General features: G+C 37.4%; 26 protein-coding genes. 18 read left to right on the top strand and 8 right to left on the bottom strand.

Annotated elements, in window-relative coordinates; translation table 11 throughout:
- Positions 1-21: 21 nt before the first annotated feature.
- The 14 genes from CQZ96_RS03900 (at position 22) to CQZ96_RS03835 (ending at position 10,379) form a co-directional block, all read left to right on the top strand.
- Positions 22-636 (top strand): TetR/AcrR family transcriptional regulator, encoded by a 615-nt coding sequence (locus CQZ96_RS03900; protein WP_105712768.1) that lies wholly within the window; start codon positions 22-24, stop codon positions 634-636.
- Between the two features lie 5 nt (positions 637-641).
- Positions 642-1,208 (top strand): prepilin-type N-terminal cleavage/methylation domain-containing protein, encoded by a 567-nt coding sequence (locus CQZ96_RS03895; protein ID WP_105712767.1) that lies wholly within the window; start codon positions 642-644, stop codon positions 1,206-1,208.
- Positions 1,195-1,578 (top strand): type II secretion system minor pseudopilin GspI, encoded by a 384-nt coding sequence (gene gspI, locus CQZ96_RS03890; RefSeq protein WP_105712766.1) that lies wholly within the window; start codon positions 1,195-1,197, stop codon positions 1,576-1,578. The genes CQZ96_RS03895 and gspI overlap by 14 nt, the downstream gene beginning before the upstream one ends.
- A complete protein-coding gene (gene gspJ / locus CQZ96_RS03885; RefSeq protein WP_105712765.1) occupies positions 1,578-2,234 on the top strand; it encodes a type II secretion system minor pseudopilin GspJ in 657 nt (218 codons plus the stop codon). Before gspI ends, gspJ begins: the two co-directional genes overlap by 1 nt.
- 47 nt (positions 2,235-2,281) lie before the next feature.
- Entirely contained in the window at positions 2,282-3,238 is a 957-nt protein-coding gene (gene gspK / locus CQZ96_RS03880) for a type II secretion system minor pseudopilin GspK (protein WP_105712764.1), read from the top strand.
- Between the two features lie 233 nt (positions 3,239-3,471).
- On the top strand, positions 3,472-4,068 hold the full coding sequence (locus tag CQZ96_RS03875; RefSeq protein ID WP_004720811.1) for a 6-pyruvoyl trahydropterin synthase family protein: 597 nt from the start codon (positions 3,472-3,474) through the stop codon (positions 4,066-4,068).
- A 74-nt stretch (positions 4,069-4,142) separates the two neighbouring features.
- Complete coding sequence (gene ung / locus CQZ96_RS03870; protein WP_105712763.1) at positions 4,143-4,856, top strand: uracil-DNA glycosylase; 714 nt, start codon at positions 4,143-4,145, stop codon at positions 4,854-4,856.
- Complete coding sequence (locus CQZ96_RS03865; RefSeq protein WP_004720808.1) at positions 4,853-5,974, top strand: enoyl-CoA hydratase/isomerase family protein; 1,122 nt, start codon at positions 4,853-4,855, stop codon at positions 5,972-5,974. Before ung ends, CQZ96_RS03865 begins: the two co-directional genes overlap by 4 nt.
- Positions 5,975-5,980: 6 nt before the next feature.
- Positions 5,981-6,505 carry a tRNA adenosine(34) deaminase TadA gene (gene tadA, locus CQZ96_RS03860; RefSeq protein WP_056510868.1) on the top strand — a complete coding sequence of 175 codons (525 nt, stop codon included), beginning with the start codon at positions 5,981-5,983 and terminating at the stop codon, positions 6,503-6,505.
- An 85-nt stretch (positions 6,506-6,590) separates the two neighbouring features.
- Positions 6,591-7,025 (top strand): SRPBCC family protein, encoded by a 435-nt coding sequence (locus tag CQZ96_RS03855; RefSeq protein ID WP_004720803.1) that lies wholly within the window; start codon positions 6,591-6,593, stop codon positions 7,023-7,025.
- Positions 7,026-7,036: 11 nt separating this feature from the next.
- Positions 7,037-7,726 (top strand): (d)CMP kinase, encoded by a 690-nt coding sequence (gene cmk, locus CQZ96_RS03850; protein ID WP_004720801.1) that lies wholly within the window; start codon positions 7,037-7,039, stop codon positions 7,724-7,726.
- A gap of 118 nt (positions 7,727-7,844) precedes the next feature.
- Entirely contained in the window at positions 7,845-9,530 is a 1,686-nt protein-coding gene (rpsA, locus tag CQZ96_RS03845; protein WP_016539437.1) for a 30S ribosomal protein S1, read from the top strand.
- 159 nt (positions 9,531-9,689) lie between these two features.
- A complete protein-coding gene (locus tag CQZ96_RS03840; RefSeq protein ID WP_004720793.1) occupies positions 9,690-9,992 on the top strand; it encodes an integration host factor subunit beta in 303 nt (100 codons plus the stop codon).
- Positions 9,993-10,013: 21 nt separating this feature from the next.
- On the top strand, positions 10,014-10,379 hold the full coding sequence (locus tag CQZ96_RS03835; protein WP_004720791.1) for a lipopolysaccharide assembly protein LapA domain-containing protein: 366 nt from the start codon (positions 10,014-10,016) through the stop codon (positions 10,377-10,379).
- A 140-nt stretch (positions 10,380-10,519) separates the two neighbouring features.
- On the opposite strand, the gene CQZ96_RS03830 is transcribed toward CQZ96_RS03835, so the two are convergent.
- The 6 genes from CQZ96_RS03830 to CQZ96_RS03805 all read right to left on the bottom strand — a co-directional run bounded on the left by CQZ96_RS03830 (position 10,520) and on the right by CQZ96_RS03805 (position 17,538).
- On the bottom strand, positions 10,520-11,587 hold the full coding sequence (locus CQZ96_RS03830; RefSeq protein WP_105712762.1) for a fimbrial protein: 1,068 nt from the start codon (positions 11,585-11,587) through the stop codon (positions 10,520-10,522).
- Positions 11,588-11,602: 15 nt separating this feature from the next.
- Positions 11,603-14,107: a fimbria/pilus outer membrane usher protein gene (locus tag CQZ96_RS03825; RefSeq protein ID WP_105712761.1), complete on the bottom strand. Its 2,505-nt coding sequence runs from the start codon at positions 14,105-14,107 to the stop codon at positions 11,603-11,605.
- A 24-nt stretch (positions 14,108-14,131) separates the two neighbouring features.
- Positions 14,132-14,836, bottom strand: a complete 705-nt coding sequence (locus tag CQZ96_RS03820) for a molecular chaperone (RefSeq protein WP_105712760.1) — start codon at positions 14,834-14,836, stop codon at positions 14,132-14,134.
- 87 nt (positions 14,837-14,923) lie between these two features.
- Positions 14,924-15,460, bottom strand: a complete 537-nt coding sequence (locus tag CQZ96_RS03815) for a fimbrial protein (protein ID WP_105712759.1) — start codon at positions 15,458-15,460, stop codon at positions 14,924-14,926.
- A 1,078-nt stretch (positions 15,461-16,538) separates the two neighbouring features.
- Complete coding sequence (locus CQZ96_RS03810) at positions 16,539-16,874, bottom strand: AzlD domain-containing protein (RefSeq protein ID WP_105712758.1); 336 nt, start codon at positions 16,872-16,874, stop codon at positions 16,539-16,541.
- A 1-nt stretch (position 16,875) separates the two neighbouring features.
- Positions 16,876-17,538, bottom strand: coding sequence for an AzlC family ABC transporter permease (locus tag CQZ96_RS03805; protein ID WP_105712757.1), 663 nt, complete (start codon positions 17,536-17,538; stop codon positions 16,876-16,878).
- Positions 17,539-17,654: 116 nt separating this feature from the next.
- Between CQZ96_RS03805 and CQZ96_RS03800 the strand changes: the two genes are divergently transcribed.
- Together CQZ96_RS03800 and pyrF are read left to right on the top strand one after the other, a co-directional pair.
- Entirely contained in the window at positions 17,655-18,203 is a 549-nt protein-coding gene (locus CQZ96_RS03800; RefSeq protein WP_004720777.1) for a helix-turn-helix domain-containing protein, read from the top strand.
- Positions 18,204-18,306: 103 nt separating this feature from the next.
- A complete protein-coding gene (gene pyrF, locus CQZ96_RS03795; protein WP_004720776.1) occupies positions 18,307-19,002 on the top strand; it encodes an orotidine-5'-phosphate decarboxylase in 696 nt (231 codons plus the stop codon).
- A 197-nt stretch (positions 19,003-19,199) separates the two neighbouring features.
- On the opposite strand, the gene CQZ96_RS03790 is transcribed toward pyrF, so the two are convergent.
- Entirely contained in the window at positions 19,200-20,108 is a 909-nt protein-coding gene (locus CQZ96_RS03790) for a lysine exporter LysO family protein (protein WP_105712756.1), read from the bottom strand.
- 88 nt (positions 20,109-20,196) lie between these two features.
- A complete protein-coding gene (locus CQZ96_RS03785) occupies positions 20,197-21,720 on the bottom strand; it encodes a flavin-containing monooxygenase (protein ID WP_105712755.1) in 1,524 nt (507 codons plus the stop codon).
- 154 nt (positions 21,721-21,874) lie between these two features.
- Here CQZ96_RS03785 and CQZ96_RS03780 point away from each other — a divergent pair, with 154 nt between their 5' ends.
- On the top strand, positions 21,875-22,885 hold the full coding sequence (locus CQZ96_RS03780; RefSeq protein WP_105712754.1) for an AraC family transcriptional regulator: 1,011 nt from the start codon (positions 21,875-21,877) through the stop codon (positions 22,883-22,885).
- Positions 22,886-22,993: 108 nt separating this feature from the next.
- A complete protein-coding gene (zapE, locus tag CQZ96_RS03775) occupies positions 22,994-24,142 on the top strand; it encodes a cell division protein ZapE (RefSeq protein ID WP_105712753.1) in 1,149 nt (382 codons plus the stop codon).
- Positions 24,143-24,156 lie beyond the last annotated feature (14 nt).

Below are 24,156 nucleotides of genomic sequence, written 5' to 3'. Positions count from 1 at the left end.
AAGAGAGTTTATCGGGTGAAGATGGATCGACAGGCTCAGTTTAGAGCAAGAGAAGCATTGATTTTTCAGGTTGCTGAACAACTGCTTTTAGAAAATGGTGAAGCTGGGATGACATTGGATGCCCTTGCTGCAGAACTAGATCTAGCTAAGGGAACACTTTATAAGCATTTTCAGAGTAAAGATGAGTTGTATATACTACTCATCATTCGTAATGAACGTATGTTACTTGAAATGGTACGTGATACTGAAAAAGCATTTCCTGAGCATTTGGCTTTTTTTATGTTGCACCATTTACACCATCCTGAACGTGCAGTGTTATTCCATCAGATCGAAGAGCGATTATCCACTACTGGACAAGGCATCCATCATTTATTTAGTGAACTCTATCAAGTGCGTAAACAACGTTTACGTATCATTATTCGAATGACAGAATGCTATCTAGAATCCATTCAAAGTTTGATGTCTGCACGTGATTATTTGGCTTCGATTTGGTCAATTACGCATGGTGGAGCAGCGATATTGAATTCAAGCTTCTATCAACGTTATTTAGGTTGTCGAGATACCTTACGTGTCGCATTGATTGATCAGGCATTGGCTGTGCCAAAACATCCACAAGCCTCAGAACAGGTGGCTTAGTTGCAATGAAAAATCTACGATCATCTCAAAAAATGCGAGGTTTTACCTTAATTGAGGTGATGGTGGTGATCGTCATCATCAGTATTATTGCCTCATTGATCATTTTAAATATTGATGGCGTAGATCAGCGTAAAGCTATGCAAGCGCGCGAGATGTTATTGCTCGATTTAAAGCAGATTAATCGTGAAGCCAATGATCAAGCGCGTATTTATGCACTCGAATTACACAATGCTACGGATGTTGCAGATGCACAGTATGGTGTTATTGAATATATTCCAGTCAAAGAAGACGCTGAGCAACGTATTCGAGTGGTTGACAATAAACCATGGAAAGAAGTGACGGACTTTCCTAAAAGAGCGTTGCCAGAATACGTTTCATTTTCTATTGAAACGGAAGATCATCAATTCCAAAATGCAAATAACTCAGAACTCTTGGGGAATAATGCACCTAAATTGATTTGGTTTGGAAATGGTGAAGTCAAACCTGTCACAATTCAAATGTATTATCAGCAAAAGCCAGTGGGTGGGGTGATTCGAGTTGATTATTTGGGTAAAGTAGATGAAGAAAAATAAGGGCTTTACTTTAATTGAGGTGGTTGTGGCTTTGGCGATTTTTGCAGTCGCAGCAATGGCTTTGACTAAAGTCGCGATGCAATATACGCAGTCGACAGCCAACGCGATTTTACGAACCAAAGCTCAGTTTGTTGCACAGAATGAAATCTCAATGATGATGATTAATCGTGAATGGCTGTCAGGAACATCATCCAAACAAATCACCACACAAGGTGAAACTTGGCAGGTAGATAAAAAAGTAGAATCTACACTGAGCCCAAATGTACAAAAAATAGATGTGCAAGTGAGCCTTTTTAATCCTGATACGGGCAAAGTAGAAGCAGGGATTACCAATATGGTGTTCTTTAATTATCCGATCAAAGAAAAATAATGATGAATCTAATCAAACATAAAAAAAATCAAACTGTGTATTCACAGAAAAGTACGGGTTTTACCTTAATTGAACTTTTGGTGGCTATTGCAATCTTTGCTGTTTTGTCAGCATTGGGCTGGAAAATATTTGACTATCTGATTAAGGTTAAAGATCGTAATGTCATACATGAGGAAAATTTAGGTCAATTGCAAGGTGCCTATCAACAGATTCAGCGTGATACCTTACAGATTGTTCCTATTTCTGCGAGAAGTGGTGAGGAAATTGAACCTGCTTTACGCTTAGACAATCAAAAACTTTCTTTCAGTAAAACAGGTGTAACCGACCCGCTTAAACAGGGGCTGTCACCCTATGAACGAATTGAATATGTTTACAATGCACAAGAGAAAAAACTTTATCGGTTAAAATATTCAAATTTAAATCGAAATAATTCAGAACAGCCCTTGTCGAGTGTGTTGTTGGCAGATGTGGATCAATATCGTATTGATGTTTTAAATCCAACAGAATTAGATCGTTGGCCAAACGATATGATTAAAAATGATGGGCAATTGCCGCGTGGGATTAAAATTAAAGTCACGATTCGTGATATAGAATATGAATGGATTTTTAGTTTGCTCAATTCTGACTATCTGATCAATAACGGCGAAGCTAATTAAATCGGTATTGTGGTAGATGCGGATCAATCAATTTAGGTAAATCATTCATGCAATTAAAGCAGCAAAAGGGTATCGCATTAATTACGATTTTAGTGATGGTCGCTTTGGCAACCATCATTGCTGCGACGATTGCTAAACGTCAAAATTACACCAATGAAAGTACAGGGTTTTTAAAACGGCAAAGCCAAGCACTTTTTTATGCAAAGAGTGCGGAAGCATTTTATTCTGAGATATTGGTACAAGACAGCGAAAACAGCAAAGAGGCAGATTACTTACAAGAAACATGGGCAAAACCGATGCCAGCATTTCCCGTTGAAGATGGATATGTCACAGGTGTATTGGAAGATGAGTCAGGTAAATTCAATTTAAACAGTTTATTAACCAATGAAGGTAAGCCCAACGAAGCGGCACAGAAATATTTTTCTAAACTGTTGGTTCGTGTCGGTTTACCTGCTGATGCTGTTCAAGCTGTGATTGATTGGCAAGATCCAGACAATGAAACCATAGGTTCATACGGCGCTGAAACAAGTTATTACCAAGGTTTGCCTAAACCATATTTGGCTGCAAATCGAAAATTTTCCAGTGTTGAAGAACTTAAACAAGTACGTGGTTTTGAAGAAAAAAAGTATGATTTAATTGCACCTTATATATCGGCACTGCCTGATATTGCCACACGAATTAATGTCAATACAGCACCTGCAATGGTTTTGGCAGCCATGGATGAAAAACTAGACGTAAATAGCATACAAACAGCTTTAAAAGCGCGACAAGAAAAACTTGAGCACTTTGCCAATGTAGGTGAGTTGATGAAAGTCGCACCATTTGACACATTGGAAGCTGCGAGTAAAACCGAGGCAGATAAGATTTTCGGTGTGACATCCAATTATTTTAAAGCCAACATCGAAGTATCTTTAAGCAATCGAAAGCGTCAATTTACTACGCGCTTTATGCGTAATGATAAATCGCAAGTTTATGTTTATTCGCGTAGCCTTGCGCCATTTTGAAAATTTTAGTGAATATTTATTTTAACTATATGATTTTAAATGACTATAAAAGTTAGTCAAAAGGTAGTTAAAAGGTTGGTTGATTGAGTGAACATGATTCGATAAGCTAAATAGGCCTAAAAAATGAGATCATCCTTTTTGCTAATTGCAATCAACGTGAAAATTAATGCTCAGGGTTCGAGTTTTGCTTTATAATCGAGATTCTTTACCGATTTGTTTATAAAATTTGGCTCATGTTAATTCGTAAGTTATTTAAGTTTGAAAATGCACATATTGTGCGCAATTGCACGTCAGATCGTTGCAAACGGTCTATACACGGGCACAGCTATAAAGTTGAATTACTACTTAAAGCTTCAAAACTTGATCATGGTCAAATGGTATATGACTTTGGATTGCTTAAAGGTGTAATTAAAGAAATTTTCGACAGTTTTGACCATGCGATCTGTTTTTGGCAAGAAGATAACCCTGAATATATTCAGGCGTGTAAAACTTTTAGTGCTCGTTGGGTGGCTTTGCCAGTTTCTCCATCGGCTGAACAGTTTTCACGGATATTCTTTTTTCTCGCGCAACAGATTTTAAAATCAACCATTACCCAAAATGGGGAAGGGGATGTTGAAGTCTATTCTGTGATTGTGCATGAAACCGATACAGGTTATGCGCAAAGTTTTCAAGAAGATATTGAAAATGCTCAGATGGGACTGTTGAATCTGGATAAAATTATTTTTTCTGAGCAGGTCATATCTGAATGGTCTGACCCAGAAATGTATGAAAAATTGAAACAAGGTATTCCGTTTCAAAACCCTGAAGTGGATTTACAGGTTAAAATTTAAATGATGATTCATGAGTGAAATCCATCTTTAGGACAAATAAATTTTTAGGAAAATGAAATTTAGGATGAAAGTTGATGCAATTATCTGAACTCGAACAAACAAAATTAAATCAAGTTCGGTTAGATCAAAGTTGGAAAGAAGGTTTAGCTGAGTTTCTTTTGAGTCAGCAAATGGATGATTTGCGTTCTTTTTTAGTTGCTGAAAAAAATGCAAATAAAACTATTTATCCACCGAGCTCACTTATTTTCAATGCATTAGACACAACGCCATTGAATCACGTAAAAGTGGTGATTTTAGGACAAGATCCTTATCACGGTCCTGATCAAGCGCATGGCTTGAGTTTTTCCGTACAAAGAGGCGTTGCATTGCCTCCGTCTTTACGTAATATCTTTCATGAGTTAAATACAGATTTAGCTGTACCTATATCCCGACATGGTGATCTCACCAAATGGGCTCAACAGGGTGTATTGCTTTTAAATAGTGTATTGACAGTAGAAGCTGGGCAACCAACATCACATCAAAAACGCGGTTGGGAAAATTTTACAGATCATGTGATTGATGTGTTGAATGAGCATAGAGAGCACATTGTATTTATACTTTGGGGCGCATATGCTCAGAAAAAAGGACAACGTATAGACCAAACGAAGCATCTGGTATTAAAAGCTGCGCACCCATCTCCATTGGCAGCAAATCGTGGTGGCTTTTTTGGTTGTAAGGTTTTTTCAAAAACAAATAATTATCTGAAACAATATGGCATTGAGCCAATCGACTGGCAGCTGGACGCATGACAAACTCTCCTGAAATAAATAATTATCACCCAGATCTGATTATCGAAGAAGCGAAAAAGGGATGGCGAATTATTCGCTTAAATCGTCCTAAGTCGCTTCATGCACTTGATGAATCTATCGTTGCGGCATTATTGAAGCTGTTTGAGGATTTTCATCATGATGACTCAGTTAAGGCAATTTGGTTAGATTCAACCACGCCTAAAGCTTTTTGTGCAGGCGGTGACGTTCGTAAACTGCGTCAATTGGTGATCAACAATGAAGTTGAAACAGCCAATAAGTTTTTTGAAACGGAATATGCTTTAGATTTACTGTTGCATAATTATGCTAAACCTGTAGTGGTTTGGGGTGAAGGTTATGTCATGGGTGGTGGCTTAGGCTTATTTATGGCTGCCCCATTTCGTTTAGTTACTCCGTATTCGCGTCTTGCTATGCCGGAAGTGAATATTGGTCTATATCCAGATGTGGGGGCTACACGTTTCTTGGCAGATCGTGGTCCGATAGGTTTATTCACAGGTTTAACTGGTTCGATCATGACTGCAGCGGGTGGTTATGGGATTGGTTGGGCAACTCATATTTGTGATGCCCAACGTGATGTGGTTTTACAGAAACTGATTGATATTGATTGGGATCATTATCCTGCTGGTGATTTCCGTGCTTTAGATGACACCTTAAATAGTTTACATCGTCCTGTTTCACCAGGACCGTTGCAAAACTCTTTGGATGTGATTCATAGTGTTTGTCGTGGTGTAAACTTTGAACATGATTATGAAGCGATTATTGGCCTAAGTGATGCGCGTAGTGATTGGTTGCGTCAAGCCAGTGAGAATCTACAAAAGGGCTCACCAAGTACTGCTGCGATTACCTGGTTGTTATGGCAGTGGGGACGTCAAGTTCATCCGTGGTCTGAGGTTTTTGAATTAGAAAAACAAATTTCTGATTGGAAAATTCGTCATCCTGATTTTGTTGAAGGGGTACGTGCACGTTTGGTGGATAAAGATTTATCACCAGAGTGGGAACAGGTTGAGTCTCGAACATTGCGTGGAATACTTGCTAAAAATCCACCTGTCACAACGATTGACAGTTGGAATGCGCTGCTAAGTCAGTACGGTATCATTTAAGGTCGTATGACTGAAAAAACTCAACAACACATAGATCAACAATGGATGCAGCTGGCTTTAGAGCAAGCTGCATTTGCTGCATCTATCGGTGAAATTCCTGTTGGTGCAGTGATTGTAAGTCAGGGGCAAGTCATTGGTGAAGGTTATAATCAACCGATTGCTCAGCATGATCCAACAGCCCATGCGGAAATTCAGGCACTGCGCAATGCGTGTCAAAAGATTGAAAATTATCGCCTGCCAGAAGACGCCACTTTATACGTCACACTTGAACCTTGTACCATGTGTGTTGGTGCATTAATCCATGCAAGAATCAAACGTGTGGTTTTTGGCGCGACTGAACCTAAAGCGGGTTCACTTATCAGTAGCCGCCAACTGTTAGAGATTGGCTATTACAATCATATATTTCAGTTTGAAGGCGGTTGTTTACAAACGCAGTGCTCAAGCCAACTGTCTGATTTTTTTAAAATGCGTCGTGAGCAAAAAAAACAATTAAAGTTACAACAAAAGACCTTAAATGACTCATTAAAATGATCTAGAATACACAAGATTTTAGTGACAATGAAAATTGTCAAAATAAGGGTTTAAAAATATAGTTAAAGTTTAAAAGGGTATAACAATGAATTCTATTCAAGTAAAACAAGAGTTTAATGCACCAATCGATCAGGTCTTTGACTTGTTATCAAAGCATTCAACCTATAATGTGGCTTTTGCTCCCATTCAAGTTGTACGGGTAAAAGATGCTGCTGATCCTGAACGCCCAGATGGATTGGGTTCTATCCGTCGTATGGGGTTTGGTCCGATCAAGCCGATTCAAGAGAAAATTACGCATCTGGATGTCAATAAACGTATTGAATATAAGTTAATTAACAATCCATTGATTAAACATCATATTGGAATTATTGAGTTTACAGCGCTTGATGCAAACAAAACCCGTGTTGACTATACGATCGAATTACAAGCACGTGCACCATTTGTGAGTAAATTAATACTTGCACAGCTTAAACTAGCGATTACACTTGGATTTAAGAAACTTGCTAAGTCTGTAGCTTAATTGGAAATTCAATGACAATTCAAATTATCACAATCGATGGGCCAAGTGGTTCTGGTAAAGGAACACTTGCAGCAAAACTTGCGAATCACTATCAATTCCATTTATTAGACTCTGGTGCGCTGTATCGTTTGCTTGGATTGTCATTGCATCAAAAAGAATTGTTGGACGCATTAGATACTGAATCTGTATTGCAACAAAGTGTGACGATTGCAACAAATTTAGATATCGTATTTAAGAGTGCTGACAACGGAATCATGATTTTGTTAGATGGTGAGGATGTCTCACAAACGATTCGTACTGAACGTGTTGGTGAATTTGCTTCAAAAGTCGCAGCAATTCCAGCGCTTAGAGCGGCATTGGTAGATCGACAACATGCTTTTGCTCAGTTGCCTGGCTTGGTTGCCGATGGGCGTGATATGGGTACTTCTATTTTTCCACAAGCACAAGCGAAGATTTATCTCACTGCTTCAGCCGAGTCCCGTGCAGAGCGTCGTGTAAAACAGTTGCAGGGAATGGGGCTGGATGTTAAAATAAGCGACATTTTAGCAAATATACAAGCTCGAGATAAAAGAGATATGGAACGCACCGTCGCTCCACTCAAGCCAGCAGAAGATGCTTATATCATTGATAGCTCAGAAATGAACATCGATGAAGTGTTTAAACTGATGACTGATTATGTCGAGTTACATTTAGCTAAATAAAGAATATTTAACCAAATATTAGCCAAAGCATAGCTTGATCAGTTTATACGGACTATGTGGATGGCTTAACTAAACCGGCCTTGTCTGATCCAAGACCGTTGACTTTACTAGGTATATCATGACCGAATCTTTTGCAGCCCTCTTTGAAGAAAGCGAATCAACTCTCAATATCGACAAAGGTGCCGTTATTAAAGGTATCGTTGTTAGCATCGACTCTGACTGGGTTACTGTTGACACTGGCCTTAAATCTGAAGGTGTTGTTGCACGTTCAGAATTCTTAAACGAACAACGCGAACTTGAAGTTCAAGTTGGCGATGAAGTTGATGTTGTTGTTGAAGCGCTTGACAACGGTATGGGTCAAACAGTTTTATCACGTGAAAAAGCGAAACGTGCTGAAACTTGGACTAAACTTGAAAAAATCTTTGAAGACGGCGAAATCGTTACTGGTGTTATTTCTGGTAAGGTTAAAGGCGGTTTCACTGTTGACATCGGTCCAGTTCGTGCATTCTTACCAGGTTCATTGGTAGATACTCGCCCTATTCGTGATACAACTCACCTTGAAGGCAAAGAGTTAGAATTCAAAGTAATCAAACTTGATGCTAAACGTAACAACGTTGTTGTATCTCGTCGTGCTGTAATGGAAGCTGAATCTTCAGCTGACCGTGAAGCGCTTCTTTCTCAATTGGAAGAAGGCCAAACAGTTACTGGTACGATCAAAAATCTTACTGATTACGGTGCATTCGTTGACCTTGGCGGTATTGATGGTCTTCTACATATCACAGATATGGCTTGGAAACGCATCAAACACCCTTCAGAAGTTGTTGAAGTGGGTCAAGAAGTTACTGTTAAAGTACTTAAGTTTGACAAAGAACGTAATCGTGTATCTTTAGGTCTTAAGCAATTAGGCGAAGATCCATGGTTAGCGATCATGAACCGTTATCCTAAAGGTTCTATCGTTAAAGCACGTGTTACAAACTTAACTGACTACGGTTGTTTCGCTGAAATCGCTGAAGGCGTTGAAGGCTTAGTACACGTTTCAGAAATGGATCACACAAACAAAAACATCCACCCATCTAAAGTTGTTCAGATTGGTGATGAAGTTGATGTTATGGTTCTTGAAGTTGATGAAGAACGTCGTCGTATTTCATTGGGTATCAAGCAAACTCGTGCGAACCCATGGGAAGAGTTCTCTAAGTCACACGACAAAGGTGAAAAAGTTTCTGGTACGATCAAGTCTATCACTGACTTCGGTATCTTCATCGGTTTACCTGGCGGTATCGATGGTCTAGTTCACTTGTCTGATATTTCTTGGAACGAACAAGGCGAAGACGCTATTCGTCGTTACAAGAAAGGTGATACAGTTGAAGCGGTTATCTTATCTGTAGATGCTGAAGGTAACCGTATCAGTCTTGGTATCAAGCAAATGAACAGCGATCCGTTCAATGACTTCTTAGCTGCTAACGAACGCGGTGCGTTGGTTAAAGGTACAGTAACTGCTGTTGATGCTAAAGGCGCAACAATTAAGTTAGCTGACGAAGTTGAAGCTTCTTTGAAAGCGTCTGAAATCAACCGCGATCGCGTTGAAGATGCAACTAAATTCTTAGAAGTTGGTCAAGAAGTTGAAGCTAAAATCATCAATGTAGATCGTAAATCACGTTCTATTAACTTGTCGATTAAAGCGAAAGACGAAGCTGAAGAGAAAGAAGCTGTAGCAAACTTGAAAACAACTACAACTGCGCCTGCAGGTCAAGACAATGGTCCTAAGACTATTGGTGATTTGATCAAAGCACAGATGAACCACTAAGTGATTGTTAAGAAGTATTATTTAATGTAATTAATTAATATTTTTTATTCAAATAGTGTAAAAGGTAGCGTAGTATATGATTACTGCGCTACCTTTTTGTATTTAAAAAGGATATTATCTGGTGTATATCAATTAGCATTAAAATTAATGAGGTCTTAAATGACAACTGAAGCACTTAATAAGTCTGACTTAATAGAAAGAATTGCTCTTAAAAATCCGCATTTAGCAGAGCCATTAGTCGAAGAAGCAGTTAAGATTATGATCGATCAAATGATTGCATCGTTATCTTCAGATGACCGTATTGAAATTCGTGGGTTTGGTAGTTTCGCTTTACATCACCGTGAGCCACGTGTGGGTCGTAATCCTAAAACAGGTAAATCAGTAGAAGTTGCAGCAAAAGCTGTACCTCACTTTAAACCTGGTAAAGCACTCCGTGATGCAGTAAACGAATCTGCTAATTAATAAAATTCGAATGAGGTGAGTATGCGCTATTTCTTAGTTGCATTACTACTGGTAGTCTTTGGTTATGCTTTAGCATTAGTCTTGCAGAATCCAGCTGAACTACCTGTAGATTTATTGTTTACTCAAGTACCAGCAATGCGTTTAGGGTTATTGCTACTATTAACTTTGGTACTCGGGATTGTTCTTGGATTGTTGCTTGGTGTACAGGTTTTCCGTGTATTCCAAAATGCATGGGAAGTTAAGCGTCTTCGTAAAGATATCGATCATCTCCGAAAAGAACAAATACAGACAGCACAATTGGCTGCTGCTGAAGCTGCTGCAAGTGCTCGTCATGAAAAGACGGTATTAGATATTCAACCAGAAAATAAGAATATCAATCCGCTTTAATCATTATGATAAAAAAAGCGCTTTACCATCACTGTAAAGCGCTTTTTTATTTGTACTGATTGTTGATTGTGTCAATTATTCAATACCAGAAACTTTGTTCAATATTATCAAACAAATAAAAGAACATAAGTTCGCTTTTTTTAATCATATACAATATTTAAATAAGCTTGAGATCTGACCAGACCAGGTGTCACTGTATTTGTTGTTCTTACGTAATTGGCTTTAATTACATGTTGAATCAACTGAGAAGTGCTTAAATTGCCAAAGGTCCACTTGTTGGTACTCTTTGATTGGTTTGGATCTAGACTAATTATCGCATTGTTTTTATCACGTAAACGAATCCCTATGCCTGTCGCATAACCAGCACCAACTTGATTTTCTAATATATTTGTCGCATTGGATTGATTTAAGGCATCCGTGGTATAAGCCTTTATTTCGCGACCTGCACCATCATTTAAATTTGCACAATTAATACTGAGGGTTGCTGTATTACTTGAGCTTAATGCAGTTTCATTTCCGACTAAACCCAAGTTTCGTACACTGACGTCAGGTAACGCAATAGTGTAGCTACTTTGACTTAGTGAGCATGTGGATTCAGATATATTCACTGTTGCATTTAAATATACGGGAATTTGTCTATTTGCAGGGATGAGACCATTATCACTTACACGTCTTAAACTGATAGTTGCTATTTGTAGATTAGACACATTAATTGTTGCAGGATAGGAGGTCATTGTTGATGTTCTGGGCAAAACATATAATGTCACTCTCATTTTTACACCATGTGTATCACCACTATAACTATAAATGGCTAATTCAGTGGTATTTAGCGTTTTTAATGTGCCACTTGCAGGTGCATCGCCCATTTCAACTTTAATTCCTAAAGCTGGGTAAGCATTTAAACGCGAAATATTGGCATCATAAGGAATCACATTGGTGGCAAAAACATTCCCAAAAATGGTTCTATTTGTGCCAACAGTACATCCACTATAGACACGGAAAATATCAAAATTTGCTGAAGCAACTTCGCGTGAATAGACATTGGACTGTACCGATGTCCCTTCATATTTATTGATATTCATGGTACTGGCATTCATCGTCGGCATGCTATAACCGCCAGTGAAATTGCTGCCTACACTACAATCTGCAAATGCTGCAAAACTTGCGGGGAGTGTAGATAACATAAATAACAATTTATATTTCAGCATAAAATTACTCCGTGCTTATTTACAGTTTAGGCTAAAGCTTGCAAAAGGGATTTGATTTTTACTTTGTTGCAATATTTCTTTAGAAATATCGAATTGACAAGAATCAGTATTACTCCAATAGACGCTATAGCGTCCAGGATTTATATTTTGCATAAAAATTTGCTGACCTTGTCCTACTGTAGTAACAGCATTACCCAAAGTATCTTTCACTTGAGCACCCATTGGAATGAGCACCTCATTTGCGTTTTTAAGTTCGATTAAGGCTTTTGTGGTTTTTAATGCTTTAAAATCAACCAAAATACTTGCGTTTGATTTGGGTACAACTTGTAATTGGGTTGCATCAACATCGGTATTTAATGGAATTGTATTTGGGTTTAAGTTGATACTATTGTATTGGTAAGGATTTAGATAGGGAATAATCGCATTGCCCCAGCGATCAATTTTAATATTATTTCCATTTGAAAGGCTGGTTCCCTCTAAACCTTTGGCATGAATAATTGCAAAAGTATCATTTAAATCATTGGCTAAGGTGATACCATGCTGATGTGCAACGATAGCACCTTGTGCTTGTAAAGAGTATTGACGTTGTTGGTCAAAGTCAGTTGCATAAGTCGATGCTAAATAAACCGGATTGGTTCGATAACTTAAAGAACTGCTGAAGAGATCTTTATCTTTACTATTTGAATAATTGAAGTTATAGCCGAACTGCTGATTTTCACCTAAATTTCCAAATATGCCGACTTGATTGGTATTGAGTGCATTATTATCTGGATAGACTTCACTACTTAGACGTAAATTACTATTTTTCTTTTTAAACGATAGAGGAATATTCACATTCACGAAGTATTGAGTGTCTTTATCTAATTTGTATTGATCATTTTGAGTATGTTGCATACCGACATAGTAACTGATGCCTTTATAACTATTGCTATAGCTAATTTGATAAAACTTTTGTGTATTGATTTGATGCCAAAATTTATATTGCGAAAAATTGGCTGAAACAGCACCAAACTGATGACCTAAGTTTTGGCTTAGTTGAATATAGTTTGATGACTTGGGACGACCATTAAGCACCAGCGCAGAACTGTTGTTTTGGATATAACGATTCTGCATGGCTTCATCAAAGGAATAATATTGATCATTTCCATAAACAGTACTGTTTAAACTGATATTTGTTTTTGCACCGTTTAGAGCAAGGTTATAGCGCAGCGTAAGCAAAGAACTGTTTAAATTTTGGTTGGATTGGTTAATATCTGCTTTAACATAATTGCTTTCTAGGGCAATACCACCGAGCTTGGTATTTAACGCAGTTCCAAGAATATAAGATTGATAGTGATCACTGACCAGTGCTGAGCTGCTCACTGACATAAAATCATTTAATCCATAATCAAAAGATGCATTGATTAACTTCTCATCATAGGATTTGCTATTTTGACGAATAGTACCTGCTGCAATTTGATAACGATACTGTTGCGCGCGGATAGACTGAATAAAATTATTATAAGGCAAATCAAAACTGCGGATTTCACCATTTGCTTCAATAATATCTACATTTAATGTGCCACCCGTCCCAGGTGTTTGGAGATCTGTAATGTTAAATGCACCGGCAGGAACAGTGCGTTCCATAATAATTTGTTGATTTTGGCGTACCCGTATTAAAGCATTACTTTTTGCATAACCTGAAATTGTAGGTGCATAACTTTGCAATGAAATCGGAAGCATTCTGTCATCGCTAGCAAGTTGTACCCCACGAATGGCGATACTCGAATTACTATTGATGGTTTTGGTATTGGTATAGAAATCACCAAGGCTAAGCTGAGTTTTTAAACTAGGCAGTACTCGCATAAGCTTGTTTTCATAGCTGGTATATTGGCCTGAATGATTGCTGTCTCCCATACTGGTACTACCAGAATGACGGAATTGCCAATCATCAATATTGATACCAGAATTAATATTCAGAAAACTAGAATCTTGTTTGTTGTCCTGACCATAATCTGAATTATAGTAATTGTAGTAATATTTGAGAAAAGCACTATTTCCACCAGTTTCCCAAAGTGATGGATCTATATAGCCAAATGGTCGCTCATTTAACATTGATTGAGGGCTTGAAACATCCACGCGTTGTTCCGCTATATTCAGCTTCCAGAACACGACATGATTCATTAAGCGTGTATCGATACAGTCACCAGTGACTTTATCTAAATCGATAAGTTTATGATTAAAATCAAGCTGCTTAACAGTACTGCGTGGAATACAATAGCGTTGCTTTTCAGGTGATTCAGGATCATCTGAAATATGCACAATAGAGCGGGTGATATAACGATCATTTAGGTAAATATCGAGGATGTAATCATTTGGCGCGACTTTATCGCTTGAAACAAATTTTTCAAGATCAATTGTTTTAGAATTTTTACCGTATAAAAAACTATTATCGAATTGTGGTGCTTGCGCTATAACATTTTGATTGCATAGATATAGACTTAGCGCCAAAACACTATACCTAAGTGTGAAATGTTTCAAGCACAATTCTCCCAATAATTTAGATTAAAACTGTTTCTCTATTGTCGATAAACTGCCGTAGTCATTGATTAAATAAAGCTGGACGGACTTGGCGTCTGATAAATTTTCGACCTCAATTTGTTGTTTTGAAAATGGTTCTATAAAGCTTAGATTTTTAATTTCGCTTGGCGCACCATTTTTTAAAACCAGATTCGATTTACCAAAATTTAAGTAATAAGGTGTCGGATTATTGATTTGTAGTTGGTTATTTACACGTTGTAATTCAACTTTTTGAAACGCTTGTTGCTGTTCCATTTTGATGCCAGTTGGTCGGTAAAACAGTTTTAAGCGGTTACGAATCGCAAATTGTAAGTAATTTGCTTCAGCTGTTGGCTTGGCTGGGATATCAAGTACGTTGAGCCAAAACAATGTTTCTCGATCAGTAGCAAGTTTTTGTTTTTGATTGAAAATGACACGTAAAGATTGACCTTTAGCAGCTTCAATCGTGGTTATTGGAGGGGTAACAATAAATGGGGCTTGGGTTGTGGTTGGATCTGCAATAATGTCTTTACTATCCACCCATGATTGTACTAATGCAACTTGATCACCTACATTGGTTAATTGCACAGATACAAATTCTTTATCACTTGGGTAAATTACACGGGTACCTGTAATCACAATACCAGCATGAGCGGATGTGATCAAAGTACTGAGCATTAACAAGCTAGAAATAAAAAATGGTTTTTTCATCGAAAGACCCTTGGGGAGAAGCAAGTCTGGTTAAGGTGTAGAAATTAACGCAGACTTGTTTGAAAACTTACAGATCCAAATTTTTAATTATGGGTATACAACATAGTAAGTTGCTGTCGTGCTTACATCACCAGCAGTCGTTGCACCTGTTGCATAGTAACGTGCATAAAAATCAAGATTTGCAGAACCGTTTGCAGTTGCAACATTTGAAGTCACAATGTTTTGGCCTGTACGATCTTTAGTGAGGTCAATCACTGCTTTTGCAGAGTTCAATAATTGAATATTTACGTTTGTTGCACCGCCAGTCGTTACGGTATTGTTTAAACGGCCTGCAGTATTAATATTTGCATTGGTGTTGTCATAATAAACACCCACATTACCTACAGGGCATGCTGTTAAATTAATGGTAAATTTAGTGTCGCCATTTGTTGTCGCCGCTGTCGCTAAAGTTGATTTACCTACAGTTGGTAAAACAACAGTATAGTTACCAGCATTACCACCAACTGTACAAGTTTGATCAACGATTTTACCTGTAACTGTTACTGTACCATCTGCAGCTGCAAAAACTGTTGAAGATGCTAAACCTAAGCCAATGATCGCTAAACCCAATTGAATTTTTTTCATAGAATTTCTCTCAATACTGCGTTGATTTGCCCTTTACTGGTACTTTCCTAATAAAGGGGAAGTGTTTAGGAGCTAAACAATAAGGGCTACTATAAATTTTTTCTAAATAAAAACAACAAAAAAAAGAGACAAATATCACATTATTTTTATCTTATAAAAGCAATATAACATTATTTATTTTAGATTTATTTTTTATTATTTAAATACAAGATTATATTTATAATTAACATGTTTATTTAATTTAAAGCGGATTTGTTTCTGTTTACTAAAAAGTGACAAAAAATGTCACTTTTTGTGAATAACGTCATATTATAGCAAACTATTTTGATCTGCTTATATTAAGTATAAGGTCTTATTTAAGTTTTTCTAAAATACTTTATTATCATTATTAATCAGATATTATTTTTATTTTAATAGACTGCACTGTAATTGAGCATTTTTATCAATAATTTTATAGTGTTGAATTTAAGGAATTTTTTAATATTCATTCAACTTCTTTATAAATTATTTTTAAAAGAATAGATCAAGTTAAAATCGCGCTCATCCTAGGCTGATTTTGAAAGCAGAAGACGTTTTAATGCGACTATACTTCACTTAGTATGACTAAATTTTGATTTAAAAAAAAGATTTATTGTTTAGTTGTTATGTAATGTTTGTTTAGTCATAAAGAATATATTTAGAAATAAAGCAAATAGATTTATTAAAAAACGCGAGCTTAAACATGGGTACATGCAATCAATAAATTAAATAAAAGTATAATTTTTATTTAATTTAATATTCATTTAAGCTTTTACTGGTTTTTAATTACTTGAAAAAGAATTTATCTGCTGTAAGGATAAAGATAAATAGAAGGCAGTGTTTTGAAAATTTTTATTTGGTGGAGTAAGTGAAGTGCTTCAAAATGATCAATATAAAATGAATTTTAAGCGCTTTATGATAGATTAAGTATTCATAAAAATAAGCATAGAGATTAAAACATTATCTTCAATCAATAATTAAGCACACGTAGTCACTTGCATTATGCTGTTAAAAAAAGCGCTTTGATTGTTGTAAAACGCTTTTTTAAGCTTTAACAGTTCTATTGGGCTAACCAGAAAAATTCTACAAATCGGAATATTGTGGTGATCAGCATAGCAATTACAATCGTCGTAATAAGTGAGTGATTTTTCCAAATCAGAAATAAGCCCACCAATACCCCCATGATTTTGCCTAAGTCTGCCCAATCCGTACCTTCAAAAAAAGTACTGAGAATCGCAATAGAAAACAGTAAAGTTGTTGCGGCATCATTAAAGAGTTGCTCATGTTGTTTGCCGATTGTGAAATATTGGTTGAGTGAAAGTCCTGCATATCGGATCAGATAAGTACCCATCGCCAGCAGCATGATCCCGATCAAAATGATAAATTGCTGATGCATGTTATTTTCTTCCTACAAGCAAGCCAAATAATGACATAAGTATCGGAATCCCTAAGGGTAGAAATGGAAAAGTAGCGAGGCTGATGACTGCACCAGTCATTGCCGATTTTCGAGCAGATTTTCTTTTTAATGCTTTAAAGGTAAGTGCAAACAGTACGACAGGAAAAATCGTATCGATACCCAGTAATTTTGCATAAGCTAAATGACTTCCCAATATATAACCGCTTAAAACGCCTATCGGCCAAGCAAATAAAATTCCGACACCGCACAGCCAATAAGCACTCAGTTTTAGTTCATTTGAAGATTGGCTTAAACCAAATAAAACACTTTCATCATTCATAATATGTGTAGCAAAATATTTTAATTTATTTTTTTCTATAAAATGGGTAATCGCTAAACCAAAAGGCAGATGTCGTAAATTAATCAGTAATCCGACAATCGCAGCTGTAATCGGACTGCTTCCAGTAGCAATCATGCCAATGAAAGTAAACTCGGCAGCACCAGCCAAGACACAGATTGAAAGTAGTAAAGGTATCCAGATCGGCAGTTGATAATTGACTGCAAGCGTACCTAATGAAATCCCGATCAATGCGGTTGCGATGCAGAGAATCATGATTGATTTTATCAGGGGCTTGGGTAAATTTTTTATTTCTTTATACTTCATTGAGATGAGCCTTGCTTGGGGTAATAAGATTGTTCGACAAAATGAACGATCATTTGTTATAATAGTTTTATTGTTGTTGTTCGTCAAATCGAACGATCGTATTTTTTGGAAGGGTAATGTCTATACCAATTGAAATCATTGCAAATAATCTGCAAAAAGAAAGAAAAAGTGCTGCATTATCTTTGGGAGAAGTTGCTCGACGTGCAGGCATTGCGAAATCCACACTTTCACAACTTGAATCTGGGCAGGGCAATCCGAGTCTAGAAACTTTATGGGCACTTTGCGTGGCTTTAAATATTCCTTTTGCCAAACTTATGGAAGCACAAGCTCAAGCCACACAAGTAATTCGTTATGGCGAAGGTGCTTCAGTTGTTTCTGAAATATCAAATTATCAGGCTGTTTTGTTGGCGACATGCCCACCCAATGCACGACGAGATGTGTATATGCTTACAACTCAACCGGGTGAGCCGCGTTGCAGTAAACCACATCCTATTGGCAGTGTGGAGCATATTATTATTATGCAGGGCTCTGCCAAAGTCGGTTTATTAGACAGTGCTGAGTTGCTTCAAGCAGGGGACTATATTTCCTATCCAGCAGATCAAGCGCATATTTTTGAAGCACTGGAGCAAGACACACGTGCAATTTTGATTTCAGAGCAGAGATAAATCATAAGCAAGATGTAAGAATAGTTGATTGTTTTGTGATGAAGTCGATTTTCTGGCTTTGTACATGGCGTGAATCACTTTATAATGAGCGCAAATTTATGTGATGGAACTGAGATTCGTGAGTATTATTGTTGCCTTAGATGCAAAAAGCCAATATGACGCCCTAGCAATTGCTGATCAGCTTGACCCATCACTATGTCGTTTAAAAGTCGGTAAAGAACTATTTACCCATGAAGGCCCTCTGGTTGTGAAAGCACTACATGATAAGGGCTTTGAAGTATTCCTCGATTTAAAATTTCATGATATTCCTAACACAACTGCGCAGGCAGTTTGTGCTGCGGCCGATTTGGGCGTATGGATGGTCAATGTCCATGCCTCAGGTGGGCGTAGAATGATGGAAACTTGTGTAGAACGCTTAAAAGCAGGTAACTATAAAACCCAATTGATTGCGGTTACTGTACTTACTTCAATGGAACGTGAAGACTTGCGTGAAATTGGTTTAGACATTGAGCCATTTGAACAAGTGAAACGTCTGGCTAACTTGACTCAACAGAGTGGTCTAGATGGCGTGGTATGCTCGGCTCAGGAAGCCAAGATGTTACGTCAGGAGTTAGGTGCTGAATTTGCTTTGGTAACACCAGGGATTCGTCCGGCTGGTGCAAATGCAGATGATCAAAAGCGTATTGTAACGCCTAAGCAGGCCATGCTTGATGGTTCTACTCATTTAGTAATTGGTCGTCCAATTACTCAATCAGAGCATCCAAGTAAAACCCTGCAAGATATTTTAGCTACCCTATAAAAATAAACCCTCTTTTTCAGTTGATCAAGAGGGTGATTTCTTTGATTTATATAATAAAAATTGATGTATATACACTGTAGTGTACCTGCGCTACTAGATCTTTTCTTCAATAGTTTAAATAATCTTTTATATTCCAATGATTCTATTGAACAGTATTACTATCTCGTCAGATAAAGCACGATATTCAGAACTTAATTTTAAAGTGCAGCCAGAACACTTACCGCAATTGGCGCCAATACCGACAGAACAAAACCACTGACCATAGCATGTGGAATATAATCATTGCCGCAAGCTTGTTTCACCATGGGTAAGGTGACGTCCATTGCGGTTGCACCAGCAGAAGAAATTGCTGAACGTGGATAACGCCATCCAATCATATACATAAATAAAATGGCAAAAATCTCCCTAAATAAATCGTTCATTAACGCAATACTTCCCAGATGGGCATTCTTTAATTCAGTCACCACAATCCCTGTCATCGAATAGAAGCCGTAACCTTGCGATAGCATGATTAAATCTTTCATACTGATATCTTGAATCAAAAAAAATGCCGCAACAGCACCCAATAGTGAGCCAATCACGCAGGCAATCGGTACCAGCATAATTTTCCAGTTTAACCAAGAACGATCCAGTGGCGAGTAAGCCAGATCCAAGCCGATCAGTAACATGTAAACTAAAAGTAAATTCCATGTGCTGACATGTAGAGGAACATGAAAAAGGTGGGTTAACTCTGCTAAGCCATAACCTACAGCCAGGGCAATAAATGCATAGCTGATGTTGAGTAATGAACCCATCAATAATTCAGCAGAAACTTTACCTTGTGATGGTTTATAGCCAATCGCTGTAAATACCAGATAACAACAGAAAAATGCACCCAATGATGTGGTGAATGCAATCGTGATTGAACTGGTGAGAATCTGTGCAGGGCTGGCAATGTTATGAATTGTTTGAGAAAACTCCATTGCAATCGCAATTAAAAGAATATAGGTAAAATAAGGCAGTATTTTAAAAGATATTTTTTCAATGGATTGTGGAATTCTGCGGGCTAAAATAAACCCTAAACATAAACAAAATAAAAGTTGGAAAATAAGCCAAAGTGATTGCATGAAAAAATAGATAGGCAATGGATACCTATCTATTATAGTCGAAGCGCAGAAAAGCGGTTGAAAATTTATAGAAGAATATCAACCAAGTTTATGCAGCTTTTGATTTTTGCTTTGCGCTTTGCTCACGGCCTAATAAGCGGAAATCTGCTGGGTTTACTTTGCGAGTGCTGAGCCAAAATTTCCAGGTATAGGTTGGCCATAATGCAAAGTTTTTACCGCCATCTTGTTGGTACCAACTGACACAGCCAGATTGCCATACCGTACCTTCAAGCTGTTTTTGTACATTTTCATTAAATTGATCTTGTACTTCAGCTTTTACCGTTACTGCTTGCGTCTGTGTTTTTGCAACCATTTGAATCAATTGCAAAATATAATTCACTTGAGATTCAATCATGAAAATTACAGAGTTATGACCCAGTACGGTATTCGGACCAAGCAATTGAAATAGATTAGGAAAACCTTTAGTACTGATCCCATAAAAACTTTCTGCACCATCTTTCCATGCCGTTTTTAATTCAACACCGTGTTCACCATAGCAATCAAATGATTTTAAATAGATCCGTGGGTCTGTAATAAAACCAGTACCATAAATTAAACAATCAATTTGACGTTCTTTGCCATCCTTAGTGATGATGCTATTTTCTGTAATTTCCTGAATTCCATCGGTGATTAATTCAACATTTTTACGATTAAATGTTGGAAAGTATTTGTTGGAAATCAGGATGCGTTTACAGCCCATAATATAGTCAGGGGTCAGTTTTTTGGCGATTTCTTTGTCTTTGACTTGGAATTTTATATAAGCTTCCGCAAGTTTCTGACCATATTTCATGATTTGTGGTTTTACAATGGGGACGACACGTGATTCATTTGACCAGTACAAACGAGCACGGTGTAATTTTCTAAACCATTCAAAGCGACTAAATAGTTTTTTATCAAGTGCATTATAGGCACGTTCATCACGAGGAATCACCCAAGCAGGGGTTCTTTGAAATACATAAAGATTTTGAACTTTTGCAGCAATTTCAGGAATATATTGAATTGCACTACCCCCAGTACCAATGGATGCTACATTTTTTTGATTTAAATTATAGTCATGCTTCCAGTGTGATGAATGGAAAACTTCACCTTTGAATTTTTCAATCCCTTTAATTTTAGGAATCTGTGCTACATGCAATGGCCCTGATGCAAAAATAACAAATTGAGCCTCAATTTTTTGTCCACTTTTTAGTGTTAAATGCCAATTGAAATTGTGCTCATCATAACGTGTTGACACCACTTCTTGATTAAATTGGATGTATTTCTTTAAATTGAATTGCTGAATTAAATCTTGAATATAGTCAAAAATCTCAGGCGCTTCGGCATAACGTTTTGACCAATCTGTTTTTGGTGCAAATGAAAGCGAGTACATATGTGATTGAACATCACAAGCCGCACCTGGGTACTGGTTTTCACGCCATGTACCACCAACATCATCTGCTTTTTCTAAAATGATAAAATCATGAATATTGGCTTGCAATAGGCGGATTGCCATGGCTAAACCACCAAATCCAGATCCAATAATTGCAACTTGCGTAGATTGGGTTTTTGCTTCAGTCGTAGGGGCTGTACTCATTTTTGTTCGCTCTGACTTTTCCAGTTTTGCATAGAATATCGGAAATGCAGAGCTTGAAATATGATTGCACTGACACAAAAATTGATATATTCGGCAATTTGCAAAAAACCATCTTTGTAGTACAAAGTTTGGGTAGAAATCAAATGATGATCCAATGAAACGCTCGATTCTCGGTTTAATGTATTTAATTCATGGTATGCGTAATGCTGGAATCGATGTAGATTCACGACTTGCAAGTATTGGGATCAAAGCAGATGCACTTGATCCGAGCTCTATCATTCATCCCAGTTTAGAGTGGGATATACAAAAAGTGATTGGGCAGGGTGTACAGCCAGAAACAGGCTTGTTTATCGGTCAGCATTATTCTTTGGCGGGCTATGGTCCGTTGCTTATGCTCTTGGTGACATGTAGTAATGTTGGTGATGCGATTCAAAATGGTGTGCATTATCAGGGTTTAACCTATTTATACGGTGTCTTAGGACTTGAGAAAGGCGATCATCAAGTTGCGTTAACTTACAAACCAGTAGATTTAGAAACAGAAATGGGTTTATTGAGAGCGCAATGTGAAATCTCTGGAACTTATAAATTTCTGGATGATATTTATAAAATGATGGGACTTACAGCGCCCAGCGTGAGAATCGAGTTACCCTTTCAGCAGCCTCAGGATTTAAGTGTATTAAAGGAATATCATGATTATTACGGTTCAGATTTACATTTTAATTGTGAAAAAGCCGCTTTTTGGATCAATGAAGATGTGATGCAACTGCCGATTCCATCCGCAGATCCGATTACACATCGGGTTTACGAAGCCAAGTGTATTGCTGAAATCGAGCGATTGAATGCCGAAGAACAGAAAATAGCGCCGTTGATTCAACGGGTAAATGATTATTTAGAATTACAGCAAGGGATTATTCCGTCGATGGCCGAAGTGGCACAGGCATTGAATGTGCCTGAAAGAACCTTACGCCACCAGTTGCAGCAATTAAATACCAGCTATAAACAAATTCGGGAACAGTTGATTAAACACAAAGCATTGCGCTTGATTGAATATAAGGAATATTCAATTGAGGTGATTGCGGAATTACTAGGCTACTCAGAACCCGCTGCATTTAATCATGCTTTTAAACGTTGGTTTGGGCAAAGCCCGCGTCAATATGGTAAATAAACAGGTAGTGCTGATATGAGATATAGAGTTAGAATTATCCCAAAGTTTTATTTATCAAAAATGAATATTCGATATACTTCCTTTAGCCTTTAAAAGTAACAAAATGATATGTTAGATCAGAATACAACTTCAACAGCATTTACTCCCGTATCACCCGCTGAGCGTTATGCAAAAGCATTGTCATCTGGACAGTTTTTACCAGATGATGCTCAGGCTCAAGCAGTACATGAGTTGGAGCGGGTATGGCAAGAATTGATCAATCGTTATAAAGCATCGAAAAAAGCTTTTCGTCGTTTCCGCCGTCAAACTGCACCGAGAGGTGTATATATGTGGGGTGGTGTAGGGCGTGGAAAGACATGGCTCATGGATCAATTTTACGATTCGATTCCTTTTCGCCGTAAAACCCGTATGCATTTCCATCACTTTATGCAATTTGTGCATAAAGAGTTAAACAAGCTTTCTGGACAGCGTAATCCTTTAGATATCGTTGCAGATCAAATTTATAAAGAAGCTGTGGTGATTTGTTTTGATGAGTTCTTTGTATCGAATGTAACCGATGCAATGATTCTCAGTGATTTATTCCAAAAATTATTTACCCGTGGCATTACCTTGATTGCCACATCAAATATTGCCCCAGATGGTTTATATAAAAATGGAATCCATCGTGATCGTTTTATTCCAACGATTGAAATGGTAAAAAAACATTGTGTGGTATTGAATGTTGATGCGGGTGTTGACTATCGTTTACGGGTATTAAAACAAGCACAATTGTTTAAATCGCCACTGACAGATGACAATAAAGTCTGGATGGCAAAGCGTTTTAATGCATTAACCACATCGCAAACAGTGTCAGAAGAACCAATTACGATTAATAACCGTGTTGTTGAAACTTTAAGCCATACAGAAGATGTATTGTGGTGTGAGTTTAGAGAACTCTGTATGAAACCGCGTAGCCCATCGGACTTTATTGAAATTGCCAATATTTATAATACCGTTTTGGTGAGTAATGTTCCGCACTTAACTGATTTGCTGTCAGAAGGTACACGTCGTTTTATTTATCTGGTAGATGAGTTCTATGACCGTGGCGTAAAACTGTTACTAACATCTCAAGACTCGATTATTGAGATTTATGACGGAGAGAAGCTGGCTTTCGAAATTGAACGTACACGTTCTCGTTTACTCGAAATGCAATCAGATGAATATTTACAGTCAGAGCATCGTTTGATTAAAGGCAATAGTGAGTTAGAAGTAGAATAATCATCCTTAGAAAG

Origin of the sequence: Acinetobacter sp. MYb10 (genome assembly GCF_002980175.2) — a bacterium.
GTDB classification, from domain to species: domain Bacteria; phylum Pseudomonadota; class Gammaproteobacteria; order Pseudomonadales; family Moraxellaceae; genus Acinetobacter; species Acinetobacter guillouiae.
The sequence above is the reverse complement of the archived record's forward strand: the minus strand, read 5'-3'. Positions and strand labels throughout refer to the sequence as shown.